Annotated in this window: 12 protein-coding genes and 1 tRNA gene; 7 read left to right on the top strand and 6 right to left on the bottom strand. The window is 66.0% G+C overall.

All coding sequences use genetic code 11. The features are described 5' to 3' along the window. Nucleotides 1-176: 176 nt before the first annotated feature. The 3 genes from AC1RJ5_RS22240 to AC1RJ5_RS22230 form a co-directional block, all read right to left on the bottom strand. The gene (locus tag AC1RJ5_RS22240) at nucleotides 177-3,143 is read right to left on the bottom strand and encodes a TonB-dependent receptor (protein WP_493115770.1); all 2,967 of its coding nucleotides are present in this window, start codon (nucleotides 3,141-3,143) and stop codon (nucleotides 177-179) included. A gap of 117 nt (nucleotides 3,144-3,260) precedes the next feature. After that, nucleotides 3,261-4,214 (bottom strand): FecR family protein, encoded by a 954-nt coding sequence (locus AC1RJ5_RS22235; protein ID WP_342250316.1) that lies wholly within the window; start codon nucleotides 4,212-4,214, stop codon nucleotides 3,261-3,263. After that, entirely contained in the window at nucleotides 4,211-4,747 is a 537-nt protein-coding gene (locus tag AC1RJ5_RS22230) for an RNA polymerase sigma factor (protein WP_269575678.1), read from the bottom strand. The genes AC1RJ5_RS22235 and AC1RJ5_RS22230 overlap by 4 nt, the downstream gene beginning before the upstream one ends. Before the next feature lie 193 nt (nucleotides 4,748-4,940). Between AC1RJ5_RS22230 and AC1RJ5_RS22225 the strand changes: the two genes are divergently transcribed. After that, a complete protein-coding gene (locus tag AC1RJ5_RS22225) occupies nucleotides 4,941-5,822 on the top strand; it encodes a metallophosphoesterase (RefSeq protein WP_493115768.1) in 882 nt (293 codons plus the stop codon). A gap of 28 nt (nucleotides 5,823-5,850) precedes the next feature. On the opposite strand, the gene AC1RJ5_RS22220 is transcribed toward AC1RJ5_RS22225, so the two are convergent. Both AC1RJ5_RS22220 and AC1RJ5_RS22215 read right to left on the bottom strand, forming a co-directional pair. After that, nucleotides 5,851-7,011 (bottom strand): GGDEF domain-containing protein, encoded by a 1,161-nt coding sequence (locus AC1RJ5_RS22220; protein ID WP_493115766.1) that lies wholly within the window; start codon nucleotides 7,009-7,011, stop codon nucleotides 5,851-5,853. Between the two features lie 110 nt (nucleotides 7,012-7,121). After that, nucleotides 7,122-7,211 (bottom strand) — tRNA-Ser (locus AC1RJ5_RS22215). A gap of 173 nt (nucleotides 7,212-7,384) precedes the next feature. On the opposite strand from AC1RJ5_RS22215, the gene hspQ reads away from it, so the two are divergent. The 6 genes from hspQ to AC1RJ5_RS22185 all read left to right on the top strand — a co-directional run bounded on the left by hspQ (nucleotide 7,385) and on the right by AC1RJ5_RS22185 (nucleotide 10,491). Next, nucleotides 7,385-7,717: a heat shock protein HspQ gene (hspQ, locus tag AC1RJ5_RS22210; protein ID WP_184171213.1), complete on the top strand. Its 333-nt coding sequence runs from the start codon at nucleotides 7,385-7,387 to the stop codon at nucleotides 7,715-7,717. A 119-nt stretch (nucleotides 7,718-7,836) separates the two neighbouring features. After that, the gene (gene rplU, locus AC1RJ5_RS22205) at nucleotides 7,837-8,214 is read left to right on the top strand and encodes a 50S ribosomal protein L21 (protein ID WP_184000535.1); all 378 of its coding nucleotides are present in this window, start codon (nucleotides 7,837-7,839) and stop codon (nucleotides 8,212-8,214) included. Nucleotides 8,215-8,238: 24 nt separating this feature from the next. Continuing rightward, entirely contained in the window at nucleotides 8,239-8,508 is a 270-nt protein-coding gene (gene rpmA / locus AC1RJ5_RS22200) for a 50S ribosomal protein L27 (RefSeq protein ID WP_180144722.1), read from the top strand. Between the two features lie 174 nt (nucleotides 8,509-8,682). After that, nucleotides 8,683-9,243, top strand: coding sequence for a GNAT family N-acetyltransferase (locus tag AC1RJ5_RS22195; protein WP_342249729.1), 561 nt, complete (start codon nucleotides 8,683-8,685; stop codon nucleotides 9,241-9,243). Nucleotides 9,244-9,523: 280 nt separating this feature from the next. Then, complete coding sequence (locus AC1RJ5_RS22190; RefSeq protein ID WP_184171206.1) at nucleotides 9,524-10,138, top strand: TetR/AcrR family transcriptional regulator; 615 nt, start codon at nucleotides 9,524-9,526, stop codon at nucleotides 10,136-10,138. A gap of 5 nt (nucleotides 10,139-10,143) precedes the next feature. Further along, nucleotides 10,144-10,491 (top strand): hypothetical protein, encoded by a 348-nt coding sequence (locus tag AC1RJ5_RS22185; protein ID WP_269575837.1) that lies wholly within the window; start codon nucleotides 10,144-10,146, stop codon nucleotides 10,489-10,491. A gap of 121 nt (nucleotides 10,492-10,612) precedes the next feature. Here the strand turns inward: AC1RJ5_RS22185 and AC1RJ5_RS22180 are convergent, their stop codons facing one another. Further along, complete coding sequence (locus tag AC1RJ5_RS22180; RefSeq protein ID WP_493115761.1) at nucleotides 10,613-12,577, bottom strand: ATP-binding protein; 1,965 nt, start codon at nucleotides 12,575-12,577, stop codon at nucleotides 10,613-10,615. Between the last annotated feature and the right edge of the window lie 139 nt (nucleotides 12,578-12,716).

The following is a 12,716-nucleotide window of genomic DNA, read 5'->3' as shown; positions in this document are numbered from 1 at the left end:
AACCTGTGGTTCGAGTCACATGATTGCCGAAACTGGCGATATCACAACGTCGGAAAGCCGCGCTGCAACATAACCATTGGTTATGGAAAACCGGGTGTCACCATTTTGACGCGATTTACACGAGCCGAGAAAGATCCGCCCCGACTTGCGCCGGGGCGGAAGGCTTGGGGAACGGCTTAGAACTCGGCGCTGACGCCGAGGGTGAAGGTGCGCCCGCTAGTGGTGTAGACCAGGCGGCGCGCGATCTCCCCGCCGGCGAACTGCTCGATCGGCTCGTTGGTGAGGTTGATGCCCTCGGCGATCAGGCGGATGCCCTTGGTCAGGTTCACATGGGCCTGGAAGTCGATGTTATGGGTGGCGGCGATATAGTCGCCGACATTCCCGACCGTGCCGAGGCCGGTGTAGTATTTGCTGCGATAGGCGTCCGACACGCGGATGCCGAAGTCCTTGTCCTCATAATAGAGCGTCGCGTTCGCCGCCCATTTGGAGAGCTGGAACAGCGGCAAGCGCACGAAGGTGTTGCCGACCTTGCCCTGCTGGTGACCGTCGAACCAGGTGCCGTTGGCCGTCACGCCGAGATGCTTGAGCGGGCCCGGCAGGAAGGTGAAGTCGTGCTGGAACGCGACTTCGATACCCTTGATGTCCGCGCCCGGGCCGTTGATCGGCTGGCTCACGTCATAGGGGGTGTTGGCATCCTGGCCCTGGATCAGCAGCGACAGCGGCAGGCCGGTCTGGCCATAGGGCATCGTCACCGTCGACGGCGAGATGAAGCTATCCATGTTCTTGTAGAAGAAGCCGACCGAGGCGAAGCCCGAGCGGTCCATATACCATTCGATCGAGCCCTCGACCGAAGTTGCCTTGTAGGGCTTGAGGAACGGGTTACCGAGGCTGAGGCTGCCGCCGTTCGGACGCGTGGTGATCGATCCCGCCGCCGCCAGGTCGCCCAGGCCCGGACGATTGACGTTGCGGCTGGCACTGACGCGCACCACTAGGTTGCGAGTCACGTCGAGCGCGACATTGGCCGAGGGTAGCCAGCCCTTGCTGTTGGTCTCGATGACGACCGGCACGAAGCCTGCGCCGGTGGCAAGGTGCCCGGACGAGGTCAGGTCGGTCGAGTAGTAGCGCACGCCGGCATTGGCGCGCAGGCGCATGTCGCCGAGATGGGTATCGAGATCGAACTGGGCGAAGCCGTTATAGCTCTTCTCGTCGACATCGAAGTCGCTGCCCGCCTGGAGATTGGCGGCGGTCAGGTCACGCTTGTCGCCGACCGCGGCATAGACGCCGTCGACATTGCCGACGATGTACTGGAGCAGCGTGTCCGGCCCGACGAGCTGCTTCACGCTGTTCGGCACGACGATGTTCGCCGGCACGTTGTGGAACACCTTGTTCACCCAGGTGTAGCCGCTGTTGGTGAAGTGCTTGTAGGCGCCACCGGCCTTGAAGGTGAGCGCGTCGTTCAGCTCATATGCCGCATCCAGCTTGGCGTTGGTGTAGCGGTTGACGATCTTGTTCTCCTGCACGTCCAGGCGCTGGACGGTCCAGAGATCGGGGTTGGTCAGGTCGATGCCATAGCTGTTGACCGGGATGCGCGGGCGGGTGTCGTAGCTGAAGGCAGTCTGCTTGGCCTCCATGAACACCTTGTCGAACACCGGCTGGGCGAAGTCCGATTCCTCATAGCCGCCGAGCGCATGGATGGTCAGGCGATCGCCGAGCTTCCAGCTGAGGTTCGCCACGCCCTGATAGAAATCGGTGTGGTTCTTGACGATGTGATGCTCCGAGCGGAGATCGATGCCGGTGAAGCTCGCGGCGCGCAGCGTGTTACTGTCGTCGATCACCGCGCTGCGGATCACCTGGGTGCCAGTGACGCTCGAGCCGGTGAGCGGATTGCTGCCCGCGGTCGCCAGCGCATAATCGTCACGATAGTCCCACAGGCGGCCGTACAGGAAATCGACGTCCAGCTTGAAATTGTCGCCCGGATGATACTGGACCGACGAGGTGATTCCGAGGCGACGGCGGTCATTATACCAGGTCGAGGGCGACTGGGCGGTCGGCTGGTAGACGCCGGCGAGCAGCTTGGCGCGGGTCGCGGCATCCACTTCCGGGCCGATATTGGCGGCGCCGTACTTGGTCAGGCCCCAGCCCCAGTTGCGATAGCCATATTCGTTGTTCTTGATCTGGCTGTAGGCAACCGAGACCAGCGCGCCGAAATCACCCGAGCGGACCGAGGCGAGGCCGACCAGGCGCGGGGTGATGCCGCTGGTGTTGGTGTTGGTCTGGCCCTTGGCCGAGACGACGAACTTGGAGCCGGCGTAATCGAACGGCTTGGCGCTGTAGAGCTGGACGGTACCGGCGATGCCGCCCTCGTCCTGCTCGGCCGCGAACGACTTCTGCACCGCGACGCGGTTGAACAGTTCCGAGGCGAACAAGCTGTAGTCGAACGAGCGCGAACGGCTGACCGCGCCGCGATTGTCCATGCCCGACGCAGTGTTGCCCATCACTTCCATGCCGTTGAGCTGGGTGCGGGTGAAGTCCGCACCCAGGCCGCGCAGCGCGATCTGGCGGCCTTCGCCGCTGTCGCGGGTGATGGTGATGCCGGGCACGCGCTGCAGCGCTTCGGCGAGGTTCAGGTCAGGAAAGGCAGCGATATCGGATGCGACGATGTCGTCCTCGGCACCGACGGCCTTGCGCTTCAGGTCCTGCGCGGCGTTGAGACTCTCACGATAGCCCGAGACGACGATCTGCGACTCTTCCTGAACTTCGGGCTCCTGCGCGGCGGCCTGGGGCAGCGGGCGGGCAACCGGGGCAGCGGCGGCAACGCGGGTGGTGCGGCGCGGCGCCGGCGCTGCGCGCGACGGGGTGAGCACGACCACGCCGCCACGCACCGAAGCGGTCAGGTTGGTGCCGCGCAACAGCTGGTCGAGCGCAGCGCGAACGGTCAGCGCACCGCGCACGCCCCCGGTGCGGCGGCCGGCGACCGCGTTCGGCGCGACCACGACCTGCAGGCCGGTCGCCTGCGAGAATTGCGAGATGGCGCTGCGCAGGTCCGACGCACCGATGTCAAAGCGCATCTGTGCGCTCATCGATGCTTCGGCGCCGTGGGCCTGGGCCATTGCCGGCATGGCGAGCGTGACAGCCACAGCCATGAGTGAGATTCCCCTGATACGATCCATGTGTTCCTCCGCTCGGGCGCGATGCGCGCCTCGGGGGGAAGACGGGGGTGGATCAGCTTCCGGACAAAAGAATTTTGTTGCAGTGCAGCGTCATTGATCTGACGTTTTTGTGTCACTTCCGGCGGTGGGAACGAGGTGCAGTTCCTCGCCCTTGCGGACCACGTCGAAGCCGTAAGCCGCGCCCATCGCGTCGAGCAGTTGATGCGGATTATCGACGCGGAAACGCCCGGCAACTGCGACCGATGCCAACGCTCCCGGCGGAGGCGCGATCGGCGGACCACCCCGCCGGTTGAGCGCATCGACCAGTTCGCCGAGCTTCATATTATCGACATCGAGCCAGCCCTGACGCCAATCCTGCTGCGTCGCGTCGAAGCGGGTCGGCGCCCGCGCCTTGCCATCGGCGAAACGGGTGCGCCAGCCGGCCTCGACGATCACCGCGCCGTCCTTGCCCGCCGCCGCGCCGCCGAAGCGGACCTTGCCGCGATAGACGGCGATGCGCACGCCGCCGCCGCTCGCGATATCGATGTCGAAGGCCGTGCCGAGCACGCGCGTCGCCGAGCCGTCCGCCACCACGGTAAAGGGCTTGTCGGGGCGGTGAGCGATGTCGAAATAAGCCTCGCCCCGCTGCATCGCGACGCTGCGCGCCTTGTCGCCCAGCGTCACGTCTAGGCTAGTCTCGCCGTTCAGATGAAGCTTCGAGCCATCGGCCAGCTCGACATCGAGCTGCTGGCCGCGCGCGGTCTCATAGTGGAGCGGCACGGGGGCGGCCGGACGGTACCAGCCCGCCTGCCAACCGCCGACGCCGATCGCCGCAACCAGCACAAGCGCCCCACCCGTCCCCAGCGCACGGCGCCTATTGGCACGCATCGCCAGGATGTCGCCGTCCGACAGCCGGGGCACCTGGCCCATGGCATCGGCAAGCGCCGGGTCGTCAAGCATAGCCTGGATATCGGGCGCAGCAGCCGGCGGCGCCTCGCGCAGGACCGCGTCATCCTCGCGCATCGCCCAGCGGGCGGCATCTTTCAGGGCGGCGCGGCGACTCACCGGGCAGCTCCCGCCGGCAGGCCGCGGCGTTCGAGCGCGGCGCGCAGGTCGGCGACGGCGCGGGTGCAATGCTTCTCGACCGCGGCCAGGCTCATGTCGAGATCCTGGGCGATTGTCGCACAGGCGATCCCGTCGAGCCGGCGGCGGAGGAACACTTCGCGGCGGAGCACCGGCATCACCTTCAATGCCGCGACGAGAATGTCGACGCGCTGGCGATAGTCGAGCACTTCCTCCGCGCGAGGCATCGGGCAAACAATATCCTCTGCGAGCTCGGCGCTGGCGGGCATCGCCTGGCGGCGGCGGAAATGATCGAACACCAGGTTGCGCGCCACTGCGAAGCAGAAGGCGCCCACATCGGCGACGCCCCTGGTGCGGCGATAGTCGTAGAGGCGGACATAGGTTTCCTGGACGATGTCCTCGCCCTCGTCCCGGTCGCGCAGGCGGCCCTGGACGAAGCGGTGGAGCGCGGCGCGCAGCGCGGCATCCTCGGCCGCGGCGTGGCGGCGCGCGGCGATGGCAGTGAACTCGTTCACCGCGCCACACCCTTGAAGCAAGACCGCGCCGGCGCCGTCATGCCGCTTCTCCCCTGCCTGAGAATCGCCCCGCTCATTGCTTCAGCGCTAGGCACGCTCCGTGAAGCTCGCATGACAACCGCCCCGGCCCGGCTGCTTAAAACTGCAACCTGTCGCGCCTAAGCCCCTGCGAATCGGACGAAAGGAAAATGTGATGCGGTGGACGATCCTGCTGGCGCTGGCGGCAATTGGCGCGGGTCCTGCGCCGCGCGAAGAGACGCCGGCGTTCAGCATCGGCGCTATCGCCGACGCGCAATATGCCGACGCGCCCGACAGCAGCCAGCGCATGTATCACACCTCTCCGGGCAAGCTTGCCGCTGCGGTGGAGGATTTCAACCGCCAGAAGCTCGCCTTCGTTGTCCATCTCGGCGACTTCATCGACAAGGACTGGGCGAGCTATGACGCGCTACTGCCGGTGGCCGCCAAGTTGCGCCACCCGGTCCATTATGTGCTGGGCAACCACGAGTTCTCGGTCGATGACGCGTACAAGCTGCAGGTGCCGGCCAAGCTGGGCATGAAGAAGCGCTATTACAGCTTCGAGCGCGAGGGCTGGCTGTTCCTCGTCACCGACGGCAACGATCTGAGCAGCTATGCCTGGCCGGCCGGGAGCCCCGAGCACAAGCGCAGCATGGCCGCGCATACGGCGCTCTATGCCGACAAGCCGCTATGGGACGGCGCGATCGGCGGCGAGCAGATGGCCTGGATGGACGCCGAGCTCGGCCGTGCCGACAAGCGCCACCTGAAGGTGATGATCTTCAGCCATTTTCCGGTCTACCCCGAGAACAAGCACAATCTGTGGAACGCGCCCGCGGTGATCGCGCTGCTGGAGCGGCATCCCTCGGCCAAGGTCTGGCTCGACGGGCATAATCACGACGGCAATTACGGCGAGCGCGCCGGCATACATTATGTGAACATGAAGGCGATGCTCGACACGCCCGAGACCAGCTATGCCCGGCTCGACTTCTTCAAGGATCGCGTGGAGCTGCACGGTACCGGGCGGCAGCAGGACATGACGCTGAAGATCCGCCCGGATTGACGCTGCGCCGAAGAGCGGCCGCTATTCCTCAGCCGATCCCACGCGCCAGGCCATCGCCGACCGGACGAGCGGCGATCGGGCGGAGGAAATTTGCCGCACAGACTTGGTTACGCCCCTTGTTCTTGGCATCGTACAGCGCGCGATCCGCACGGTTCAGGGCATCATAAATGCTCCCATCGTCGGCCAGGATCGCCGAAGCGCCGAAGCTTGCGGTCAGGGCGTGGTCGATCCTCGCGGCCTCGGCACCGGTGGCGGCAAACGCCTGGCGGATCGTCTCCGCGCAGCCGATCGCCTTCGCCAGGTCCGCGCCCGGGAGATAGATGACAAACTCTTCTCCGCCAAACCTGGCGACCCGCGCCTCCTCGGGCATGTGCGCCATGATGACACGGGCGAATGCGCTGATCACCTGGTCCCCGCTTTGATGTCCGAAACGGTCGTTGACCGCCTTGAACCGGTCGATGTCACAACTGATCACCGCACCCTTGCGATCATGGGCGCCGACGCTCACCCGATCGAAGCCGCGCCGGTTGAGCGATTGGGTGAGCGGATCGAGTTCGGCTTCGCGACGATAGCGGGCGATGAGTTCGGACATGCAGCCGGCAAGCGCGGCGAGGCCGAGGAATAGCCCGAATACACTCGCGAACGACTGCATCAGGAAGAAATAGACGCTGTCGAGAAAGGCACCGGAGCCTCGCGTGACCAGCAAGGTGGCGAGACGGCTGAGGCCGTCGAACGCAACGAGCAGCGCGGCCAGGGCGAGCGCTTGGTCCAGGCGATTGCGAAGATGCGGGAGCGCCGCCACGAGCGGCAGCGCAATCAGGACGAAGGAGGCCGCGTCCGAAACCGCAAGCTCCAGCAGTGGCACCTGCAGCAATATGGCAACGCCACAACCCAGGACCGCCCCGACGGCGATGAACAGGCGCAAACGCAGGAGCCAGCGGGCGCGCCAACGCACCAGGAGAGCTTCGCTATAGGCGAGGAATGCACAGGCGAAGAGGGTATCGGCGAGGAGCGGCCAGGCCGGGGACGGCAATAGCTGGTCGATCGCCGGAGCCCAGAATCCCAGCGCCGCACAGCCGAAACCCGCTGCCCATAAAGGGGCCGCGGCGGGACCGAGGCGCGAAATGGCGAGGAACAGCAGCGCGAAGGTGCTGAACATGACCGGCAGGAAGAAGGCGAAGTTTGTCACGAGCGGCCCGGATGGCGAGGGAGAGCCGGGGATCTAGGGGCAAGCGGTAAACGCCGGGTTGCCCCATGGAGCGATTCGCGGGCGCAATTCCGCAAAAAACTGGTGGTAGGTGGCGGAGAGGGAGGGATTCGAACCCTCGTTACGGTTACCCGTAAACCGCATTTCGAGTGCGGCGCATTCGACCACTCTGCCACCTCTCCGCGAGGCGATTACTGCGCGGAAAACTCCGCGTCGGTCGCTGTGAGGGGCGGCCCCTAGCGCAGCGTTTCGGATACTGCAAGCGCATCCTTGTACCTAAACGAAGAGATATTAGATTAAGTCCATGACTCAAGCCCCCGGCGCCTCCCCTTCCCCCCTTGAGCCCGGAGTTCCGATGCCCGCCGTCGCGACCGCGCGCTTCGCCATCGGCGACGTGGTGCGCCACCGCCAGTTCGAGTTCCGCGGCGTGATCTTCGACGTCGACCCCGTCTTCGCCAACAGCGAGGAATGGTACGAGGCGATTCCCGAGGACGTGCGCCCCCGCAAGGACCAGCCCTTCTACCACCTGCTCGCCGAGAACGACGAATCGAGCTATGTCGCCTATGTCAGCCAGCAGAACCTGGTGGCCGACGACAGCGAGGAGCCGGTCGACCACCCCGCGATCAACGGGCTTTTCGACGGCTATACCGGCGGCCGCTACACTTTGAAGCGCACGCACCGTCACTAAACTGCCCTTTATGGGTAGTTACCGGTTGACTTCGGCGACTCTCTCCCTTAGCTGCGCCCTTCCTCCTGCCGGGGTGCAACCTTGGCGGGCACAAGCATTTGAACCAGAGAAGAGACCCGATGTTCGCTATCGTGCGCACGGGCGGCAAGCAGTATCGCGTTGCCGCAGGAGACAAGATCGTTGTCGAGAAGCTCGACGGCGAGGCCGGTTCGACGGTCACGCTCGGCGACGTTCTGCTCGCCGGCGAAGGTGGTGAGCTGAAGTCGACCGACGGTCTGACCGTTTCGGCCGAGATCATTGCGCAGGCGAAGGGCGAGAAGGTTATCGTCTTCAAGAAGCGCCGTCGCCACAACTATCGTCGCAAGAACGGCCACCGCCAGAACCACACCATCCTGAAGATCACCGCGATCGGTGCCCAGGAAGCCAAGAAGGCCGCGCCGAAGGCGAAGAAGGCCGCCGCTCCCGCCGAGGCTGAAGCCCCGGCCGCGGAAGCGTAAGCGAAGATACGAGGAGTATAGACCATGGCACATAAGAAGGCAGGCGGTTCTTCGCGTAACGGTCGTGATTCGGCCGGTCGTCGTCTTGGCGTGAAGAAGTTCGGCAGCGAAGCAGTCGTCGCCGGCAACATCATCGTGCGCCAGCGCGGCACCAAGATTTATCCGGGCGTGAACGTGGGCATGGGCAAGGACCATACCCTTTTCGCGCTCGTCGACGGCCGCGTGTCGTTCAAGGAAGGCAAGCTTGGCCGCAAGTTCTGCTCGGTAGACATGATTGCGGAAGCTGCCGAATAACATCGGGTGACCGACCGGGTTGCCCACCAGGGTGACCCGGGTTCGACGAACGAACCAGCTGAAAAGGGAGACGGGTCGCCCCGGCTCCCTTTTTTATTTCCTCCCTGACACCACGGCGCAACAACCTCGTCACACAAACGTGGCGTGGGGCGTCGCAGGACCAAGGAGACGGTCATGTTCGTGCGAACGCAGAGACTGACATTGCGCCCCGGCTGGCCCGAGGACGCCACCGCCCTGATGCAGGCGATCGGCCATGAGAATGTCGTGCGCAACCTGTCGCGCGCGCCATGGCCCTACCCCATGGAAGCGGCCGAGACCTTCCTCTCGAGCTTCGAGGATCCCGTCGATCCCAAGTTCCTGGTGTTCGAGCACCGGGACGGCGCCACGCGCCTGATCGGCGGCACCGGCCTGAGCGTGTGGAAGGACGAGCCCAATGAATTCGGCTATTGGTACACGCCGGACGCCTGGGGCCGCGGCATCGCGACCGAGGCCGGGCGCGCGGTGCTGCAGGCAGCGCGGGCACGCGGCATCCGCCGGGTGACCGCCGGCCATTTCATCGACAACCCCGCATCGGGCAAGGTGCTGCGCAAGCTGGGCTTCCGCCCGACCGGCCAGCTCGTCTCGATCTATTCGCGGGGCCGCGGCTGCGAAGCCCCCACCACCCGCTACGAGATCGACCTGTGCGAGGGCGATTGCAGCGGCGGCGGGGACGAGGACCACCGAATGGCAGCGTGAGGCCGTCACAACATCATTGATCCAGCTGTTCCCCGGCGAAGGCCGGGGTCCAGTTGCCATGGTGTTCGAGAGGTTTGACCACCCCAACCAACTGCGCCGAAAATGGGCCCCGGCCTTCGCCGGGGAACCGAATGAGCCGATAGCGGCGCAAATCTTCCATGTCGGGCCCGCGGTGAGTCCCTTTCGCGGGAGCAGCTTGCGGGCCGAATTGTATGATCTACCGGCTTTCCCCCTTGGAAATCATGCCGTAAGCGGTGTCTTTGGGGGCTTACCGCTGAACATGACCGTCGCACCACGCAAACGCCTTTCACCCGAAGAATCCCGCGACGCCGCACTCGAGGCCGCGCGCGAACTGCTGCTCGAGGCCGGGCCCGGCGCAGTGACGCTCAAGGCGGTGGCGGCGAAGATCGGGCGGACGCACGCCAATCTGCTCCACCATTTCGGCTCGGCATCGGGGCTGCAAAAGGCGCTGGCCGCCAATATCGCCGATAGCGTGACCGGCAAGATCGGCGCCGCGGTGATGCGCGCGCGTGCCGGGGCGGACCATGACGACCGCGAAGTGGTCAACATGACCTTCGACGCGTTCGACAAGGGCGGAGCCGGCGCGCTGGCGAGCTGGATGATCCTGACCGGCAACCAGGATGCGCTCGACCCGATCCTGGAGGCGATCCACCGGCTGGTCGACGAGCTGGCCGAGGGGCATGACGACAAGACGCATTCGCTGCATGAGGAGACGCTGCAGCTGGTGCTGATGGCCGTGGGCGACGCGCTGCTCGGCGCACCAATGGCCCGGGCACTCGGCCTGCCGCGCGACAAGGCCCGCGAGATCGCCGCCGCGCAGCTTTCGCGGACGATGGGGGAGCATCACGGGCATAGCCATCCCGGCGAGGAGTAACCGCCATGATCCTGTTTTCGATCGCGTTGTTGTCGCTGACCGTGCCGGACAAGGGCTGCAACCTGTCGGCGCAATGGGGCACGAAGCTGCCGAAGAAGAGCGCCAATGCCCATGAGGTGCGCGACAATGGCGGCGAGGCGCTGTGGGGCGTCCTGCGCGCCAGCGACACTTCGCTGGAGGACTTCGCCAGCGGCGCCGCGCGCGAGACGCCGCGCCGGCCGATCCTCCTCCAGGCCGCCGGCACCGATTGCGCGGTGGTGGAACGCTATGCCGCGATCATCGAGGCCGCGGCCAATTGCGCGCCGGACTGGTGCGTGGTGAACTACAAGCCGGTGGTCGCGAAGGCGGACTAGCCTTCTTCCTTCGTCACCCTGAACTTGTTTCAGGGTCCAACTATCGACGAGCGATGGGCAGGAGGCTCAAGCGCCTCCCCTGTTGCACGTTGGATGCTGAAACCAGTTCAGCATGACAGCGCTACTCCGCCGCCGCCCTGCCGGCGCGGCGCGATTCATGGGCCATGGCTTCGTTCACCGCCGCTTCGAGCCCGGCGATGGTGAAGGGCTTGCGCAGCACGGTGCGGCCCTTGAAGATGCCGGCATCGGCCTCGCCCGCGAAGCCGGTGACGAACAGCACCGCGACCCCTTCGATCCGATCGCCGAGCGCGGCGATCATCTCCGGGCCGGTCTGGCCGGGCATCAGCACGTCGGACACGATCAGATCGAGCCCGGGCACCAGCGCGAGCGCGCCCGGCGCCGCCTGCGGATCATCGCAGCCGGTGGCGCTGTGGCCGAGCTCCTTGAGCGCGCCGAGCGTCGCCGCCAGCACGCGCGGATCGTCCTCGACCACCAGTATCTCGAGCGGACGGCCGATATGCGCGGGCGCGTCTCCCGATTCGGCGGAAGCCTCAGCCGCTTCGCCCTCGCCGATATGGCGCGGCAGATAGAGCGTCACGCGGGTGCCCCTGCCCGGCGCGGTATCGATGCCGATCTCGCCGCCCGACTGTCGGACGAAGCCGAAGATCTGGCTGAGCCCGAGGCCCGTGCCCTTGCCGACCGGCTTGGTGGTGAAGAAGGGCTCGAACACGCGCGCGAGCACCTCGGGCGTCATCCCCTGGCCGGTATCGCCCACTTCGATCGAGACATAATCGCCGGCCAGGCATTCGCCGACCTGGTGATCGGCCAGGCGGATACCGCCGGTGTTGATGCTGAGGGTACCCTGCCCCTCCATCGCATCGCGGGCATTGACCGCGAGATTGAGCAGCGCGTTCTCGAGCTGGTGGCGATCGACCCAGATGCGCCAGTGCCTGCCGGCATCGGCAGTGGTGACCGCGATCCCGTCGCCCAGCGTGCGATCGAGCAGATCCGTCATGCCCTCGATCAGCGTGCCGGCCTCCACCGCTTCGGGCAGCAGGGGCTCGGCGCGCGAGAAGGCGAGCAGGCGGCGGGTGAGCGCGGCGGCACGGTTGGCGCCTTCCATCGCATTCTCGATATGCTTCTGCGCATCGGGGCCGCGATTGTGGAGATGGCGCTTGGCCAGTTCCAATCCGCCCAGCACGACCGCCAGCATATTGTTGAAATCATGCGCGATTCCACCAGTGAGCTGGCCAACCGCCTCCATCTTCTGCGCCTGGCGGAGCTGGTCCTGCGCGGCTTCGCGCTCGCTGGCCTCGGCACGGAGCTGCTCGGTCGCTTCGGCTACCGCTTCCTGCAGTTCCTCCGCCCGTTCGCGCTCGGCATCGGCATTGGCATCGGCGACGGCGCGCTCGCCCTGCGCCTCGATCGCCATCCAGCCGAGCAGCACCGCGCCCAGCACGATCAATATGCCGAAGCCGGTGAGCAGGCGGGATGCAAAGCCCGAATTGGCGACGAGATCGGCAGCGGCCTGGCTGCGCTGGCGCAGCGTCACCCGCTCGGCATCGACCATCTCGGTGAGCACCGATTCGAGCTGGCTGCGCGCCGGGCTGGCACGGACCTGGTAATAGCTGCCCCAGGCATCGCTGTGCCGCTTGTAGGAGGAGTAGAGCGCGGTGGTATCGAGCTCCTTGCCGCGGGCATCGAACGCCTGCTTGAGCCGGACGATGCGGGCCTGCTGGGCGGGATTGTCGGCGAGCAGCTGGCGGAGCCGGTTGAGCTGTTCCGAGGCGCGGCCCCATTGCGCGCTATATTGCTGGCCGAGATTCTTGTCGGCGCTGACGACATAGCGGCCGAGCGCCGCCTCCGCCCCCAGGATCGCGCCCGACAGCTGGCTGACCCGCATGATGACTTCGAACGTATGCTGCTGGCGCGCGATCGCCCGATCGCGCTCGGCATCGGTACGTGCCTGGATCACCGCCACGGCGGCAAGCACGACGATCCCGAGCAGCGCCAGCGCGCCGAGCAATGCCATCCGCCAGTTCGTCGCCCGGACGGCACGCTCCAGAGCGGTGTTACTCTCACTCATTACGGGCTCGGTTTTAATCGACCCTGACGGCGTAGGAAAGCGTCCTTGGGACGGATCGTTGCTCGCGGTGCCCGCTTTGGCCTGGCTATTGCCCGGCGAAAGCCGGAGCCCAGGGCCACAGGCGGCCCGGCAGAGAAAC

This window comes from Sphingomonas sp. GW822-FHT03G08 (assembly GCF_058801135.1).
The sequence above is the reverse complement of the archived record's forward strand: the minus strand, read 5'-3'. Positions and strand labels throughout refer to the sequence as shown.

What these genes read in the sequence shown, in the direction of transcription:
- AC1RJ5_RS22240 (WP_493115770.1), bottom strand. Translation starts at nt 3,143, where the DNA reads ATGGCTGTGGCTGTCACGCTCGCCATGCCGGCAATGGCCCAGGCCCAC.
- AC1RJ5_RS22225 (WP_493115768.1), top strand. Translation starts at nt 4,941, where the DNA reads ATGCGGTGGACGATCCTGCTGGCGCTGGCGGCAATTGGCGCGGGTCCT.
- hspQ (WP_184171213.1), top strand. Translation starts at nt 7,385, where the DNA reads ATGCCCGCCGTCGCGACCGCGCGCTTCGCCATCGGCGACGTGGTGCGC.
- rplU (WP_184000535.1), top strand. Translation starts at nt 7,837, where the DNA reads ATGTTCGCTATCGTGCGCACGGGCGGCAAGCAGTATCGCGTTGCCGCA.
- rpmA (WP_180144722.1), top strand. Translation starts at nt 8,239, where the DNA reads ATGGCACATAAGAAGGCAGGCGGTTCTTCGCGTAACGGTCGTGATTCG.
- AC1RJ5_RS22195 (WP_342249729.1), top strand. Translation starts at nt 8,683, where the DNA reads ATGTTCGTGCGAACGCAGAGACTGACATTGCGCCCCGGCTGGCCCGAG.
- AC1RJ5_RS22190 (WP_184171206.1), top strand. Translation starts at nt 9,524, where the DNA reads ATGACCGTCGCACCACGCAAACGCCTTTCACCCGAAGAATCCCGCGAC.
- AC1RJ5_RS22185 (WP_269575837.1), top strand. Translation starts at nt 10,144, where the DNA reads ATGATCCTGTTTTCGATCGCGTTGTTGTCGCTGACCGTGCCGGACAAG.
- AC1RJ5_RS22180 (WP_493115761.1), bottom strand. Translation starts at nt 12,577, where the DNA reads ATGAGTGAGAGTAACACCGCTCTGGAGCGTGCCGTCCGGGCGACGAAC.